This is a genomic window from Streptomyces spororaveus, assembly GCF_016755875.1.
Lineage (GTDB): Bacteria > Actinomycetota > Actinomycetes > Streptomycetales > Streptomycetaceae > Streptomyces > Streptomyces spororaveus.
On the sequence record NZ_BNED01000005.1, the window covers coordinates 7,568,588 to 7,581,553 of the forward strand.

At 71.3% G+C, this 12,966-nt stretch carries 15 protein-coding genes and 2 pseudogenes; 6 read left to right on the top strand and 11 right to left on the bottom strand.

Annotation, left to right across the window (positions count from 1 at the left end; all coding sequences use genetic code 11):
• Positions 1 to 26: 26 nt before the first annotated feature.
• Both Sspor_RS40845 and Sspor_RS36570 read right to left on the bottom strand, forming a co-directional pair.
• Positions 27 to 596 carry a hypothetical protein gene (locus Sspor_RS40845; protein ID WP_237404186.1) on the bottom strand — a complete coding sequence of 190 codons (570 nt, stop codon included), beginning with the start codon at positions 594 to 596 and terminating at the stop codon, positions 27 to 29.
• 34 nt (positions 597 to 630) lie between these two features.
• Positions 631 to 1,008 (bottom strand): hypothetical protein, encoded by a 378-nt coding sequence (locus Sspor_RS36570; RefSeq protein ID WP_237404187.1) that lies wholly within the window; start codon positions 1,006 to 1,008, stop codon positions 631 to 633.
• A gap of 190 nt (positions 1,009 to 1,198) precedes the next feature.
• Here Sspor_RS36570 and Sspor_RS36575 point away from each other — a divergent pair.
• Positions 1,199 to 1,330, top strand: a pseudogene (locus tag Sspor_RS36575) (IS5/IS1182 family transposase); the annotation flags it as partial.
• A gap of 65 nt (positions 1,331 to 1,395) precedes the next feature.
• On the opposite strand, the gene Sspor_RS36580 reads toward Sspor_RS36575, so the two are convergent.
• From Sspor_RS36580 to Sspor_RS36605, 6 genes are all read right to left on the bottom strand, one after another.
• The gene (locus Sspor_RS36580) at positions 1,396 to 1,965 is read right to left on the bottom strand and encodes an SMI1/KNR4 family protein (RefSeq protein ID WP_202202938.1); all 570 of its coding nucleotides are present in this window, start codon (positions 1,963 to 1,965) and stop codon (positions 1,396 to 1,398) included.
• 366 nt (positions 1,966 to 2,331) lie between these two features.
• Positions 2,332 to 2,910 carry a hypothetical protein gene (locus tag Sspor_RS36585; protein ID WP_202202939.1) on the bottom strand — a complete coding sequence of 193 codons (579 nt, stop codon included), beginning with the start codon at positions 2,908 to 2,910 and terminating at the stop codon, positions 2,332 to 2,334.
• Positions 2,911 to 3,105: 195 nt separating this feature from the next.
• A complete protein-coding gene (locus tag Sspor_RS36590; RefSeq protein ID WP_202202940.1) occupies positions 3,106 to 3,942 on the bottom strand; it encodes an undecaprenyl-diphosphate phosphatase in 837 nt (278 codons plus the stop codon).
• The gene (locus Sspor_RS36595; RefSeq protein ID WP_202202941.1) at positions 3,939 to 4,640 is read right to left on the bottom strand and encodes a phosphatase PAP2 family protein; all 702 of its coding nucleotides are present in this window, start codon (positions 4,638 to 4,640) and stop codon (positions 3,939 to 3,941) included. Before Sspor_RS36595 ends, Sspor_RS36590 begins: the two co-directional genes overlap by 4 nt.
• A gap of 76 nt (positions 4,641 to 4,716) precedes the next feature.
• Positions 4,717 to 5,262: a TetR/AcrR family transcriptional regulator gene (locus tag Sspor_RS36600; protein ID WP_202202942.1), complete on the bottom strand. Its 546-nt coding sequence runs from the start codon at positions 5,260 to 5,262 to the stop codon at positions 4,717 to 4,719.
• 152 nt (positions 5,263 to 5,414) lie between these two features.
• The gene (locus Sspor_RS36605; protein WP_237404189.1) at positions 5,415 to 6,065 is read right to left on the bottom strand and encodes a DedA family protein; all 651 of its coding nucleotides are present in this window, start codon (positions 6,063 to 6,065) and stop codon (positions 5,415 to 5,417) included.
• A 129-nt stretch (positions 6,066 to 6,194) separates the two neighbouring features.
• Between Sspor_RS36605 and Sspor_RS36610 the strand changes: the two genes are divergently transcribed.
• From Sspor_RS36610 to Sspor_RS36625, 4 genes are all read left to right on the top strand, one after another.
• On the top strand, positions 6,195 to 6,578 hold the full coding sequence (locus Sspor_RS36610; RefSeq protein WP_202202944.1) for a BlaI/MecI/CopY family transcriptional regulator: 384 nt from the start codon (positions 6,195 to 6,197) through the stop codon (positions 6,576 to 6,578).
• A gap of 8 nt (positions 6,579 to 6,586) precedes the next feature.
• Positions 6,587 to 7,525: a M56 family metallopeptidase gene (locus tag Sspor_RS36615; RefSeq protein WP_202202945.1), complete on the top strand. Its 939-nt coding sequence runs from the start codon at positions 6,587 to 6,589 to the stop codon at positions 7,523 to 7,525.
• 135 nt (positions 7,526 to 7,660) lie between these two features.
• A complete protein-coding gene (locus tag Sspor_RS36620; protein ID WP_202204074.1) occupies positions 7,661 to 8,038 on the top strand; it encodes a BlaI/MecI/CopY family transcriptional regulator in 378 nt (125 codons plus the stop codon).
• Positions 8,038 to 9,006, top strand: a complete 969-nt coding sequence (locus tag Sspor_RS36625; protein WP_202202946.1) for a M56 family metallopeptidase — start codon at positions 8,038 to 8,040, stop codon at positions 9,004 to 9,006. The genes Sspor_RS36620 and Sspor_RS36625 overlap by 1 nt, the downstream gene beginning before the upstream one ends.
• Positions 9,007 to 9,201: 195 nt before the next feature.
• Here the strand turns inward: Sspor_RS36625 and Sspor_RS40850 are convergent.
• The 3 genes and pseudogenes from Sspor_RS40850 to Sspor_RS36635 all read right to left on the bottom strand — a co-directional run bounded on the left by Sspor_RS40850 (position 9,202) and on the right by Sspor_RS36635 (position 10,911).
• Positions 9,202 to 9,679: pseudogene (locus Sspor_RS40850) on the bottom strand (DUF1062 domain-containing protein).
• A 246-nt stretch (positions 9,680 to 9,925) separates the two neighbouring features.
• Positions 9,926 to 10,351 carry a VOC family protein gene (locus Sspor_RS36630; protein WP_202202947.1) on the bottom strand — a complete coding sequence of 142 codons (426 nt, stop codon included), beginning with the start codon at positions 10,349 to 10,351 and terminating at the stop codon, positions 9,926 to 9,928.
• Positions 10,348 to 10,911, bottom strand: coding sequence for a MepB family protein (locus tag Sspor_RS36635; RefSeq protein ID WP_202202948.1), 564 nt, complete (start codon positions 10,909 to 10,911; stop codon positions 10,348 to 10,350). The genes Sspor_RS36630 and Sspor_RS36635 overlap by 4 nt, the downstream gene beginning before the upstream one ends.
• A gap of 190 nt (positions 10,912 to 11,101) precedes the next feature.
• On the opposite strand from Sspor_RS36635, the gene Sspor_RS36640 reads away from it, so the two are divergent.
• On the top strand, positions 11,102 to 12,961 hold the full coding sequence (locus tag Sspor_RS36640; protein ID WP_202202949.1) for a glycoside hydrolase family 15 protein: 1,860 nt from the start codon (positions 11,102 to 11,104) through the stop codon (positions 12,959 to 12,961).
• Positions 12,962 to 12,966: the final 5 nt, after the last annotated feature.

Genomic DNA, 12,966 nt, shown 5'->3' on the forward strand with positions numbered 1-12,966 from the left:
GCTGCCTTTCCTGGACGAGGTGGGCGTCAGTTGGTGGTGTCGGTCAGGTACTTGTGCGTGGTGTTGCTTCCCCGGTCGTGACCGTCCAAGATCGCGTTCTTCAGGCCGGCCCTCACATCGGCGTTGATGTCCTGTCGGCCGTCCGCCCAGGAGTCGACCATGAGCCCCATCTGGTTGCCGGCGTCGAGGTAGAGGTCGGCGATGCCCGCGTTCGCCGTGACGTCCGCCTCCGCCTTCAGGTTGTTGCCCATGACCCAGGCCCAGGTGTCCACACCGCGCGGCATCGAGTCGCCGATCGCGAGGGACATGCCTCCGGCTGTCGTGAAGTACAGCGGTGTCACCGCGCCACCGATGACGTGGTAGGCCATCTTCGACTTCCAGTCCGCAGCACTGTATGCGGCCATACCGTCGTCGTTGTCGCGCAGCAACTCCGCGATGGCCTTGGCCTGAATCTGGGCGGCGGAGTACTCGTAGCGGGTGGCCGCGAAGCTCGTATGGGCTGCTCCGGCACTGATACCGGACCAGCTCTGCCCCACGGTGATCTTCTGGACGCTGTCGCCGTAACGGCTTTCGACCTTCTTCAGCTCGCCGGCCATCGAGTCCCATTTAGTACGTCAGCACCCGCTCCCCCTAAAGCCCGTTGAGCTTCGACGGGGAACCGATCGGCCGGAACTGGTCACCCAGGCCGATGTCATTGCGTACGAACAGGCCTGATGCGCCCCGCAACGCGCTCTTCTCCGACCCCAGGCGGCCCATCAGGACCTTCACCTGCTTGTCCCAGGTATCCGATACCTTCTTCAGGCCCGGGGCGGTGTCCCAGCCCTCGAAGCCCTTCACCGCGGTGCTCGTCGCCTCGTCCGCGTGCTCCGTGGCCGTCTTGGTGTTCGGCTCCAGCTCGGTCTCTATGGTGTTGGCCGCCGCCGTCTTCTCGGCCGGGGTGGACGCGAAGGTCCCCGGACCCCCGGGGGCTAACGGCCCGGCGGGAGCACCCGCGCCGTTCAACCGCATGTCCACCCCCTCAGCGACCGCGCCCGAGAGCGACCGACCCCACTCGCGATCGAAATTCCCTGACATGATCCGTCCCCCCCAGTTCGAGGCAAGATCATTCATCGTATGGAGAGCCCCTGAGGTCGAAAGGAACGCCAGGGCGTCCCCGTGCTCGCCGACCGCGCCTACACCGGGGCCGGCCCCTGGGTGAGCGGCACGAGCGCCGGTCGAACGAAGTATCGCGCGACGCACGTCCTGGCAGATCCTCCGCCGGGCCCGCTGCAGCCCCAACCGGATGGCCGTCATCGCCGCAGCCGTCCTCACGCTGGAACGTCAACGCTGACGAGGCTCATTGCCGTTCCAGGGTGGGGGCGGCGGGCAATGGCCGTCATCCAGTGGAGAACCGTCTCACGACCAGACAAGTCGGCCTTCGGTGAACCGACAGACCGGGGAGCTTCCGTCGGCGATCCTCGTCAGCGTCTCCGCCACGGAGTCGAAGTACTGGGCCATCGACTCGTACTCGCCCGTGACCGTGATCTCACCCACGAACCAGCTGCCGACACGCCCGTCCCGCACATCGATGAACTTTCCCCTCCAGCCGTCCTGGTCCGACAGGAACGGGATCCACTCGTTACGCCAGAACGGGTAGTCCGGCTGGTCCGGAGGGTCGAATCCGCAGGACGTGGAGCGGTTCGCGTAAAGCCTCTCCATCGCCCGGATGCCCAGAAAGAAGCTTCCCTCGTCGGGGAACCCGTCGAAGCCGCAGCATGCCACTTCGTCGTCGACGTCCTCCTCCGGCAGATCCGGATTGTTCTGCAACAGCCACGTCCGCAGGTCCCCATGCAGGGAGATCCCCATCCGCTCTTCGGCTGCCGCGAGCATCTGCTCCGTAGCGGGCCCCGGCAGATCCGCGTGATCGGCCGGCGCGTGCTCCCGAAGAAGACTCATCACACGCGACCAACTCTCAGCCACACTCATCGCCCTCTGCCCTCTCTACCACTGCGGAGACCCCGGAGTGGCGAAGCTGAAAACGTTCACTGATCCGCCGCGCGGCCCGGATCACGGCCGAACGAGTCGGTCGTGCATTCCTGCAGTCCTGAGCGTGATGGGCGTCTTGATCTGCACCTTGCAGCTCGGGTGGGCTGCTGGCGCGCCTCTGGTCGTCGACTGTGCCCACGGCGGCGTACTGCGCCCCGAGTTCTGCTGAGCCGCTGTACCGAAGTGCCAAGAACAGTGCGTCCCTCCGGTCGGAGACGGGGAGGAACGGGTGGCATCGATGCAGCTCAGGGCGCATCCCCGGTGCCGACTGGCGACCTTGGTCGCACCGGTTCCCCGGCGGGGCGATCAGTGCTGGCTGTTCAGGAAGCCGATCGCGACCGCACCCCACCAGGCGGCTTGTGAAACAGAGGCGGTCACGGCACCGCGGATCATCAGCCGACGGCTGACGGGGCCGCCGTCGACGGCGGCCAGCCGGTGGTGCAGGGCGGACGCCTGGACGCCGTTGAGGGAGAGCAGCAGGACGAGGCCGAGCTTGACGCACGTCAGGGGTGAGCTGAGGTCGGGGTGGAGGAACGCGCCGCTGAAGAGCAGGCCGCCGAGGCCGGCCCAGACGGGGATGTGCAGCGGGGCCGTGAAGTCGAGCACTTCACGGAGGGTCTTGCGGCCCGTGAGCCACAGCGCGCCGTAGTAGTCGATGGCGAGCACCGCGCCGAAGCCCAGCACCAGGGAGGCGAGGTGCACGAAGAGTGCCACGGTGTGGAGGGTGACATCGGCGCGCAGGTGCAGGGCGATCCACGTGGTCACTGCCCAGCCGACGCACACCGCCAGCGACGCCGCGGCGGTCCCGCACCAGGAGGGGAGCTGGAGGAGTTCTGCTTCCCGTCCGGATCTTCGTACGGTCGCGGTGGCGTCGGCGGCGGACATGGGTGCTCCAGGGATGTTCTGCAGGGTGTGCCCACACATGCAAGGAGTGAGCGAAGGTAAGGCTGGCCTAAGTGTCGATCGTCGTCAAGGTGACCGTCCACACAGTGGCCACGACCCTCTCGGGGCACGGCTTGCGCCTGGGGAGGAGGGCGAAGCATCGCGGCGTCGACGGGAGCGGACGGGTCTGCCTGATGGTCAGGCGTGCAGGACGCCGGTGCCCAGCAGTCCGAAGAGGAGTACGCCGATGGCGATCCGGTAGACCACGAAGGCGTTGAACGAGTGCTTGGCGACGTACTTCAGGAGCCAGGCGATCGAGGCGTAGGCGACGGCGAAGGACACGGCGGTGCCGATGACGAGGGGCAGGGGGTCGATGCCGGCGCCGACGGCGTCCTTGAGCTCGTAGAGGCCCGCGCCGGTCAGGGCGGGGATGCCGAGGAAGAAGGACAGGCGGGTGGCGGCGACCCGCTCCAGGTCGAGGATGAGGCCGGTGGACATGGTGGCGCCGGATCGGGAGAAGCCGGGGAAGAGCAGGGCGAGGATCTGGGAGGAGCCGACGAGCATGGCGTCCCTGAGGTCGGTGTCGTCCTCGCCGCGCTTGTGGCGACCCATCCGGTCGGCCGCCCACATCAGGCCGCTGCCGACGATCAGCGATCCGGCCACCACCCACAGGGAGGCGAGCGGGCCTTCGATCAGCGGCTTCGCCGCGAGCCCCACGGCCACGATGGGGAGGGTGGCGTAGATGACCCACCAGGCGAACTTGTAGTCGTGGTGGTACCGCTCCTCGCGGTCGGCCAGTCCGCGGCCCCAGGCGGAGACGATGCGCACGATGTCGCGGAAGAAGTAGACGAGGACCGCCGCGATCGCGCCGACCTGGATGACGGCGGTGAAGGCCACGACGGACTTGTCGTCGACGGGGATGCCCATCAGCCCTTCGGTGATCTTGAGGTGGCCGGTGGACGAGACCGGCAGGAACTCCGTCACCCCTTCCACGATGCCCAGGACCACGGCCTGCCCCACACTGATCGCGCTCACGTGTTTTCGCCTTCGTTCGACGGGACGGCGCCGGATTTCCGGCGCCGGAGGAGAATCAGGAACATCCCGAGCAGCCCGGCCCACAGGGCGGTCAGCAGCCATCCCGCCAGGACGTCGGTGGGCCAGTGCATGCCGAGGTAGAAGCGGCTGACGCCCACGGCCGCCGCCCAGAGTGCCGGTACCACCAGGAGCGGCCGCCGCGCTCGGCCCCGCACGGCTCGGTGCACCGCGGCGGTGAGGAGGACCGCCACGGCCGCGGAGGTCGTGGTGTGCCCCGAGGGCATGGCGTATCCGTCGGCCGACCACGCCCAGTCGTCGGCCGACGGCCGGGGCCGGGCCAGCCACGACGCCAGGGCGATGCGCGGCAGTTGCACCGACACCAGTGCCAGGGCCCCCGCCAGTGTCCCGCGCCAGCGGCGGGTCCTGACGGTCATGGCCCCGGCGAGCATCGCGAGCAGGTAGGCGGGCACTCCGCTTCCCGTCACGGTGATCGCCACGGCCAGGCCGACCGCCCAGCGAGGGCGGTGTTCGAGCACCCAGCGGTGCAGGGTCTCGTCCACCCCGAACGGCGTGCCGTGCGCCGCGGAGGCGGACGCGACCAGCGCCGCCAGCAGCATCGAGCACATGAGCACCGGTATGGCGGGCCACCACCACGGCTTGCCGGGCGCGCCGGGTGCGGCCACGGGCAGAGGGAGCATCTGACGTCCTGTCCGGACAGACCGCCACGGCGGCACGGTTGGCAGGGCATGGGCGCGGAAGGCGTACTGCTTTCGGTCAGGGAGGGGCGAGTGAGCCCCACAGGAGCAGCGACACGAGCTCTTCGGTCGGCAGGGATTCCGCGGGGCCGGACGGAGCGTCGGACAAGACCATCGACAGGAAGACCCGGGCGAGGCGCTCCGGGGGGATGCGGAGGAGCTCACGTTCCGGTGCGAACAGGGCCGTCAGTGCTTCTCGGAGCGACGCGAGTTCTTCCTCGTGCCGGGCGTGCTCGTCGATGTTCTCCGTGGGCCCGGGGAGCCGGGGCCGGCGTGAGGGCATGGCATCGGCGAGCAGGAGCAGGCGGGTTGCGTAGCTGCGCAGATGGGCGGCGGCTGATGTCAGCCGGGTTTCGAGTGGCTGGGTCGGGTCGATCGCCGAGAGAGCGGCCACTGCTTCGTCCGCTCTCAGGGCTGCGGCGGCGCAGGCTTCGAGCAGGGTGGCTTTGTCGGGGAACGCGGTGAAGACCGCCGCTGTCGGAACTCCCGCGGCCCGGGCGACCATCGAGGTGGTGACCGAGGTGCCGTGCCGCACGACCAGGGGCAGTGCTGCGGAGACGATCACCGCGTGACCGGAGTGCGGGGTCGTCTCAGGTCCAGAGGAGTCAGGGGCGGGGGTGGGCCGGCCGGCGAGTGGAGGTGGCGGGTTCGGGCGACCGCCCGCCGTCCACAGGGGTCGCAGCGCCTTCTCGGCGGGGCCGTTCGGGGCGACCGGGCTCACCGCGTACCTCCGTCCGGGGTGCGGGGGCCCCGTCGGCGGACCATTTCGACGGCCACCGGGGTGAGGGACACGAGGACGACGAGGGCCACGATCGGCAGGAGGTAACGGTCGACGTCGGGCACGGAGGAGCCGAGGGCGTATCCGGCGAGGATGAGGCCCACGGTCCAGAGGAGCCCGCCAACGACCTGCCAGAGGGTGAAGACACGGGCGGGCACGCCCAGGGCTCCGGCCAGGGGATTGAGCACGGTGCGCACCACCGGTACGAAGCGGGCCAGTACGACGGCCTTGGCGTGCCCGTAGCGGTGGAGGAACTCCTCGGCGCGCTCGGCTCCGTCGTGGAGTTTGCGGCTCCGGCTGCGGGCGAGCAGGGAACGGCCCCCGCGTCGGCCGATCAGGTAGCCCACTTGCGCTCCCAGGAGCGCGCCGATGACCCCGAAGGCCAGTACCTGCGGCAGTGAGAGGTGGACGGGGCGGTTCCCGCCCGGCACGCAGAGCAGGCCCGCGGTGAACAGGAGGGAATCGCCGGGTAGGAAGAAGCCGACCAGGAGGCCGGTCTCCGCGAAGAGGACGACGGCGATGCCGAGCGCGCCGAACGCGGACAACAGGGATCCGGCGTCGAGCAGGTTCACGGCCTGTGGCGCTGCCATGTGGGCGGATAGGGCCATGGTGGACGGCTCCCCTGAGGTGAGTGGACCGGGGCGGTGACGACATCGTCGACTACAGTCATGTAGACGGTCTACGACACTGTAGACGATTGTTGCGGTGAGGAGATTCCCATGGGGGATGCGCGTGCGGAACGGCGCCCCGCCGGTGAGCTGGGGGCGAGCGTCCTTGCGGCGCTGTGGGCGGCCGGAACGCCGCTGACGCCGGGGCAGGTCCAGGAGGCGCTCGGTTCCTCCCACGCCCGTACGACGGTGACGACGATCCTGTCCCGGCTGTACGAGAAGGGCGTGGTCAGCCGTACCCGGTCCGGCCGAGGGTTCGCCTACGTGCCGACCGAGGACGCGTCGGGGCTGACCGCGCGCCGCATGCACGCGGAGCTGGCCGGGACCGAGGACCGTGGGACGGTGCTGAGCCGCTTCGTCTCGCAGCTGAGCGACGAGGACGAGGCGTTGCTGCGCGCCCTGCTGGAGGGCGACGGCGCAGGGGGTGTCGCATGAGCCGGCCGGTGTCGTTGCCACTCCTGCTGCCACTCCTGCTGCCCTTCCTCGCCGGTCCGGTATGCCGCGTGCTGGTCGTGCGCCTCCCGCCGAGGCGGGCCGTCCGGCTGCTGGCCTGTTCGGCAGCCGGGCTCGCGGCGGGCAGTATCGCGGCCCTTGCCCTGCTGGTCGTCCCCGGGGCCACGCACCTCCGGCCGGTGGCCGCGCTGGGCCACCTGCTGACGCCGCTGGCGTCCGATGCGCCGGGCACGGCCGTCGCGGTCACCGTCGTGGCCGCCTCGCTGCTCGCCGTCGGCGGCGCCCTGCTGCTGCGCGATGCGCACGGGTGGTGGCGCCGGCTGCGGCAGGCGCGGGCGCTTGCCGCGGGCAACCCCAGCGAGCTCGTGGTCCTGGACGAGGAATACCCGGACGCTTACGTGCTGCCGGGCCGTCCCGGCCGTATCGTGATCACCTCAGGGATGCTGCGCGCGCTCTCCGCGGCGGAACGTGAGGTCCTGCTCGCCCATGAACGAGCCCATCTGAAGGGCCGTCACCACCTTCTGGTGGCGACGGTGGAGCTGGCCGCACACTGCCATCCGGGGCTGCGCGCCGTGCGCGAACCCCTCCGCTTCGCGCTGGAGCGCACCGCGGACGAATACGCCGCGCAGGCGGTGGGCGACCGCCGCCTCACGGCCCGGGCCATCGCCCGGGCGGCTCTGGCCACCCGTACGTCCCCTGCTCGGTGCCGGCCCGGCTTCGCGCTGGCCGCCACAACGGGCCCGGTGCCTCTCCGGGTGGCGGCCCTGCTCGGGCAGCCGGCGCTGACGCGTGTCCCCGGAGTCCCGCCCCGCCTGGCGGCGCTGATGCTGCTGGCCTCTCTGACCGTGTCGGCCGGCGCGGCCTTCCAGGCGGCCGACAACCTGCACACCGGCATCGAAATCGCACAGGGCGAGACCGGCGGGGAATGAAGTGTCCCTGTCCCGTCGGTGCCCGCAGGCGTATGTATGAGGGGCTCGATTCGGGCCCCGTACAGTGAGATAAGGCAAACCTATTTTTCGATGACCGGGCGTGCGAGTCCGGGGCGGCGGCAGGGCGGGAGCGGGATGGTGGAGGACGGCGGGGACGCGAGGCGTCCGCACGGTGGACTCGTCGCGGATGTGCTGTCGGTCCTGTGGGCGGCCGAGGGGCCGTTGACGCCGCAGCAGATCAACGCCGCGCTCGACCGGGACCTGGCCAGGACGACGGTGACGACGATCCTCACCCGCCTCTACGAGAAGGGGACGGTCGTCCGGACCCGCGAGGGCAGGGGCTTCGCCTACGCCGCGGCGGACGATGCCGCCGGCCTGGCGGCCGACCGCATGCGCCGCGAGCTGGAGAAGGGGCCGCAGCGCGACCTTGTGCTGAAGCGGTTCGTTTCGTCCCTCTCCGGGGACGACGAGGAAGCGCTGCGGCGCCTGCTCCTGGAGTCCGGGGAGAGCTGATGACCCTGGCCCTGGCCGTGGTCGTGCTGACCCTGGCGCTTCCGTGGGGCGCGGTGCCGGCCGCCCGCCGGCTGGCCGGTCTCCTGCCGCCGCGGGAAGCGTGCGCTGCGCTGACCGGGGCCGCCCTGTTGCTGGCCGGAGGCACCGTGGCAGCGCTCATCGGCCTGCTCCATGTTCCGTTCCTCGCCTCCCTGGAGCGGATTCCGCTGTCGCATGCGGCTGCCGAGTGGCCGGCCGCCGTGCCGGTGGCCGCGGTCGCCGGTGCGGTGCTGGCCTTCCAGGCGGTGCTGCTGGTCCGCCGCTGGTACGAGCGCCGCTCGCTGCTCGCCCGAGCCTGGGCGTCCACCGGCGGCGCGGTGCCCGACGGCGATCTTCTGGTCGTACCGGATGCCGAGCCGCAGGCGTTCGCGCTGCCGGGATGGCGCGGGCGCGGTGGCCGGGTCGTGGTGACGACGGGCATGCTCAAGACCCTCGGTCCGGCGGAGCGCGAGGTGCTGCTCGGACACGAGCGGGCCCATCTGACGGGCCGCCACCACCTGTGGTCCGTCACCGCCTACCTGGCGGCCGCGGTGCACCCCGCGCTACGGTCCCTGCGCCCGGCGCTGGACTTCCACCTGGAGCGGTGGGCGGACGAGTCGGCGGCCTCGTGGGTGGGCGACCGGCGACTGGCCGCGACCGCGATCGCGCGCGCGGCGCTGGCCGCCGCGTCCGCCGAGAAGGCGGGCAAAAGCCGCGGCCCCTTGCTGTCGGTGAATACCGGGCCGGTCCCGCAGCGGGTCGAAGCCCTGCTGAGGCCGGTGCCGGTCCGCCCGCGGGCGCGCAGGACCCAGGCAGCCGCGGCGGGCCTGATGACGGCCGTGACGGTCTCCGCCCTGCTGGGTCTTGGTCTGGCGTACGGACTCCACGAGTACGTGGAATGCGCCGCCCGGGACCTTCTGGGTGGATGTCGACCGATCGGCTGGGTGTAAGCAGGCTGAGCCCGGGTCTGCTTCACCTGTCCCTCCAGGCCCGGCATGCCGGGTGGTTCCGCAGACCCCCCTCCTGATCGTGACCGGCTTCCTGCGAGCTGCCGGAAGGCGAGGAGCCAGGCGGCGGGGAGGCCGACGGCCCCAGCGGATCGGATACCGCCGGATACCGCCGGACAGGCCCCGCGTCGGTAGGACTCAGCCTTTGAGCCTGAAGGTGAAATCGCCCGAGCGCCAGCCGTTCAGGCGGACCGTCGACACGAGGTTCCCCTCGGTGAGCAGCCTGCCGACTCGGCTGGCGCACAGCCGAAACCTTCGATGATCAGTCGCACCGGCCGCACAGGTATTCGCGCGGCAAGGAGGAGCGAGGGTTGGCCACGCCCGGCACGGGGGCCCACCGGCCGCGGTGCGCCCGGTGCGACGGCGGACCGTACGGCGACTGCCACGCCGGACGGTCGCTTCGACCCGGGACACCCAGGTCGCGGCGCCGTAGGACCGGCACGTGGAGCAGTTCGAAGGCCAGTCCGGCGGCCGGTCCGGAAGCGTTGGCGGGCAGCAGGTCGTGGTTGGCGTCGACGCGCGATGTGCCGTGCCGGAAGCGCCCGGAAGGGCACCCGTGGCAACGGCGGAGAACGATCGGCAGGCAGGTGGGAACGACCACCCAGGTTCTGGACATGGAGATACACCGGTTCCAGTGAGAAGACCGCAGCGAAAAGGGGCACGGCGCACAGGTGCGACGCGCGACGGTTCAGCGCTCGGGGAGTCTCACTTGGTGTACAACGGCATGTCCTTGCCTGGGGCGACTGCGGGTGCGAGCACGGTAACGGACCATGGGAGCACGGTTCCACTGGTATTCGGGCGGCCGGCGACGGCCGACGGCGTGCCCAGAACAGTGCCGACCACCGACCTCGGCCACAACCGTCTAGCCGGTCCGGCGTCCGGGGGAGGGGAGCGCGACGAGTTCGACCTCGAAGCCGTCGTCGTTCTCCAGGTAGGCGGCATGGTGCTGGGGGCCGCCGGCGTGCGGATGCCGGTCCGGGAACATCAGGTGCCAGCCGTGGCGGGTCGACTCCTCGGCCAGGCGCTCGACCGCGGCCGCGTCCTCGACGTGGAAGGCCAGGTGGTTCAGCCCCGGCCGACAGCGGTCGTGCCGGTCGGCGGTGAGGGCCGGGGAGCGTTCGACGACCAGGTACGTCGGCCCCAGCCGCCAGCTGCGGCCGTCCGCCCAGTTCTGGTAGGGGGTGTGACCCAGGGCCTCCAGGAGCCAGCCGAGCGAGGTGATCGCGCGGTCGAGGTCCGGCACCCACAGTTCGATGTGGTGCAGCGTGCCGCTGACCGGCCGGCTCACGTGTACAGCTCCCGGGCGCGGTTCAGGTCGACCGGCCCGTCCTGAGTCACGGGCAGGGGCAGGAAGTGGTCCAGCTGCCACGCCTGCGCACGGTCGGCCTGGCGGTTGGTGGTGGTCACCCAGGGCGGGTAGACGCGGAAGGCGCGCTTCCCGCCGGAGCCGTCCGTCGATACGACGCCGTGCCGGCGCAGCGCGTCCAGGGGGAGGACGAACTGGCCGAAGTGGTGATCCTGGCGGCTACTGATGACGAAGAGCTCCACCGGGTCCGTGCTGTCGAACGGCTGGATGGGGCCGGCCGGGGAGCGCTTCCAGACGGTGACGAACTGGCCGACCTTCGTGGGGGTCGTCTTCGCCACGCGGAACCGGACCTCGCGGCCGTCCAGGGTGAAGGAGTGGGCGGCGTAGTCGGCGCCCTCGGCCTCGGGCACCGGCAGCGAGCAGGTGAAACCGCAGGGGTCGTAGACGAGTGCCTTCGCCGCGGCCAGGGCCGCGTGGGTCGTGGCGGTGTCCGGCCACGGCCGGGGGAGGGAAGGGGAGAAGGACTCGCGGCGCGTCGTCATGCGTTCACCCTGTCACGCCCCGGACCGGACCCGCGGCCCGGCCCGGCCCGGACCGGACCCGCGGCCCGGAGTCCGCATGGCGATCACCGGCGCGGGACCCGAGAATGAGAGCCGGCCCGGGCCACGCCGGGCCGGGCCGAAGCCACGGTCCTCGCGGCCCGAGGGCCGCCCCGCGCACCGCGGAGAGCCGATGCGTCCCTATCCGCCCATCGCCGAGCACGGTCTGATCGGGGACCTGCAGACGTGTGCGCTGGTCTCCTCCGAGGGCGTGCTGAACTGGTTCTGCTCGCCCCGCTTCGACTCGCCCAGTGTCTTCGCCGGGCTCCTCGACCACGACCGCGGTGGATACTTCGCCATCACCGCGGACACCCCCGCGCCCGACACCGAGGGCGCCGATGTCGTCACCCGTCAGCTCTACCTCGCCGACACGGCCGTCCTGATCACCCGGTTCCTCACGCGCGAGGGCGTGGGGGAGGTGGTCGACTTCATGCCCGTCCACGATCCGCACACCCGCACCGACCGGCACCGGGTGGTACGGGTGCTGCGCGTCGTACGGGGTTCCGTGCGCTTCGCCCTGGAGTGCCGGCCCCGCTTCGACTACGGGCGGGCACCCCACGACCTCGTCCTGGACGGCGCCGCCGCGCGCTTCGAGGCCCCGGGCACCACCGCCCACCTGCAGGCCGTCGGCGGCCTCGCCCTGGAGGCCGACGGGAGCGACGTACGGGCCACGACGACCCTGTCGGCCGGTGAGCGCGCGGCCGTCGTCCTGACGGTCTGTGACGAGGGCGGCGAGCCGCCACGGCCGCCGACCCCCGACGACCTGGTGGAGGAGTTCGCCGCCGTGCGCCGCTACGGGCACGACTGGATCGGGCACTGCACCTACCGGGGCCGCTGGCAGCAGATCGTCAACCGCTCCGCGATCACCCTCAAGCTCATGACCTACGCGCCCACCGGCGCGCCGATCGCCGCCGCGACCATGGGCCTGCCCGAGGGCGAGGGCGGCGAGCGCAACTGGGACTACCGCTACACCTGGGTCCGCGACGCCTCCCTGGCCGTGCGCGCCATGCGCGACCTCGGCTTCACGCAAGAGGCGGACGCTTTCCGCGGCTGGCTCCAGAGGCGGCTGACGGACGGCGGAGCCCCCAACGGCGAACCGCTGCAGATCATGTACCGCGTCGACGGGGACCCGTACCTGTCCGAGGAGATCCTCGGCCACCTGGCCGGGTGGCGCGGCTCGGCCCCGGTGCGCGCGGGCAACGGCGCCGCCGGACAACTGCAGTTGGACATCTACGGCGAGGCCGTCTACGCCCTGGTCCAGACGGGCCACTCCGCCGAATCGGCCGGCTACGACGGCTGGCGGCACTTCTCCGGCATCCTGGACTGGCTCTGCGACAGCTGGGACCGCCCCGACGAGGGCATCTGGGAGACCAGGGGCGGACAGAAGGACTTCACCTACAGCCGCGTCATGTGCTGGGTCGCCCTGGACCGCGGCATCCGCCAGGCCACCGCCCTCGCCCGCCCGGCGGACATCCCCCGCTGGACCGCCGCCCGGGACGCCATCCTGCGGCAGATCATGACCCGCGGCTGGAGCGAGGAGCGCCGGGCCTTCGTCCAGCACTACGGAACCACCGTCCTGGACGCCTCCCTGCTGATGATGCCGCTGGTCGGCTTCATCACCCCGAAGGACCCCCGCTGGCTGTCCACCCTGGAGGCGATGGAAGGCGAGCTCGTCTCCGACAGCCTCGTCTACCGCTACGACCCCGCCGCCTCACCCGACGGCCTCCAGGGCTCGGAGGGCACGTTCTCCCTCTGCACGTTCCTGTACGTCTACGCCCTCGCCCGGGCCGGTCAGGTCGAACAGGCCCACTACGCCTTCGACAAGATGCTCACCTACGCGAACCACGTGGGCCTGTTCGCCGAGGAGATCGGGCCCACGGGCGAGCAGCTGGGCAACTTCCCGCAGGCCTTCACCCACCTCGCCCTCATCGTCGCGGCCCTCGCCCTCGACACGGAGCTCGACGCGGGAGACGCGGGCCGGGGCAAGGCCTGAGCGCC

What these genes read in the sequence shown, in the direction of transcription:
- Sspor_RS36605 (WP_237404189.1), bottom strand. Translation starts at nt 6,065, where the DNA reads ATGGCAGCGCCACAGGCCGTGAACCTGCTCGACGCCGGATCCCTGTTG.
- Sspor_RS36620 (WP_202204074.1), top strand. Translation starts at nt 7,661, where the DNA reads ATGGTGGAGGACGGCGGGGACGCGAGGCGTCCGCACGGTGGACTCGTC.
- Sspor_RS36570 (WP_237404187.1), bottom strand. Translation starts at nt 1,008, where the DNA reads ATGCGGTTGAACGGCGCGGGTGCTCCCGCCGGGCCGTTAGCCCCCGGG.
- Sspor_RS36625 (WP_202202946.1), top strand. Translation starts at nt 8,038, where the DNA reads ATGACCCTGGCCCTGGCCGTGGTCGTGCTGACCCTGGCGCTTCCGTGG.
- Sspor_RS36595 (WP_202202941.1), bottom strand. Translation starts at nt 4,640, where the DNA reads ATGCTCCCTCTGCCCGTGGCCGCACCCGGCGCGCCCGGCAAGCCGTGG.
- Sspor_RS36640 (WP_202202949.1), top strand. Translation starts at nt 11,102, where the DNA reads ATGCGTCCCTATCCGCCCATCGCCGAGCACGGTCTGATCGGGGACCTG.
- Sspor_RS40845 (WP_237404186.1), bottom strand. Translation starts at nt 596, where the DNA reads ATGGCCGGCGAGCTGAAGAAGGTCGAAAGCCGTTACGGCGACAGCGTC.
- Sspor_RS36580 (WP_202202938.1), bottom strand. Translation starts at nt 1,965, where the DNA reads ATGAGTGTGGCTGAGAGTTGGTCGCGTGTGATGAGTCTTCTTCGGGAG.
- Sspor_RS36635 (WP_202202948.1), bottom strand. Translation starts at nt 10,911, where the DNA reads ATGACGACGCGCCGCGAGTCCTTCTCCCCTTCCCTCCCCCGGCCGTGG.
- Sspor_RS36585 (WP_202202939.1), bottom strand. Translation starts at nt 2,910, where the DNA reads ATGTCCGCCGCCGACGCCACCGCGACCGTACGAAGATCCGGACGGGAA.
- Sspor_RS36610 (WP_202202944.1), top strand. Translation starts at nt 6,195, where the DNA reads ATGGGGGATGCGCGTGCGGAACGGCGCCCCGCCGGTGAGCTGGGGGCG.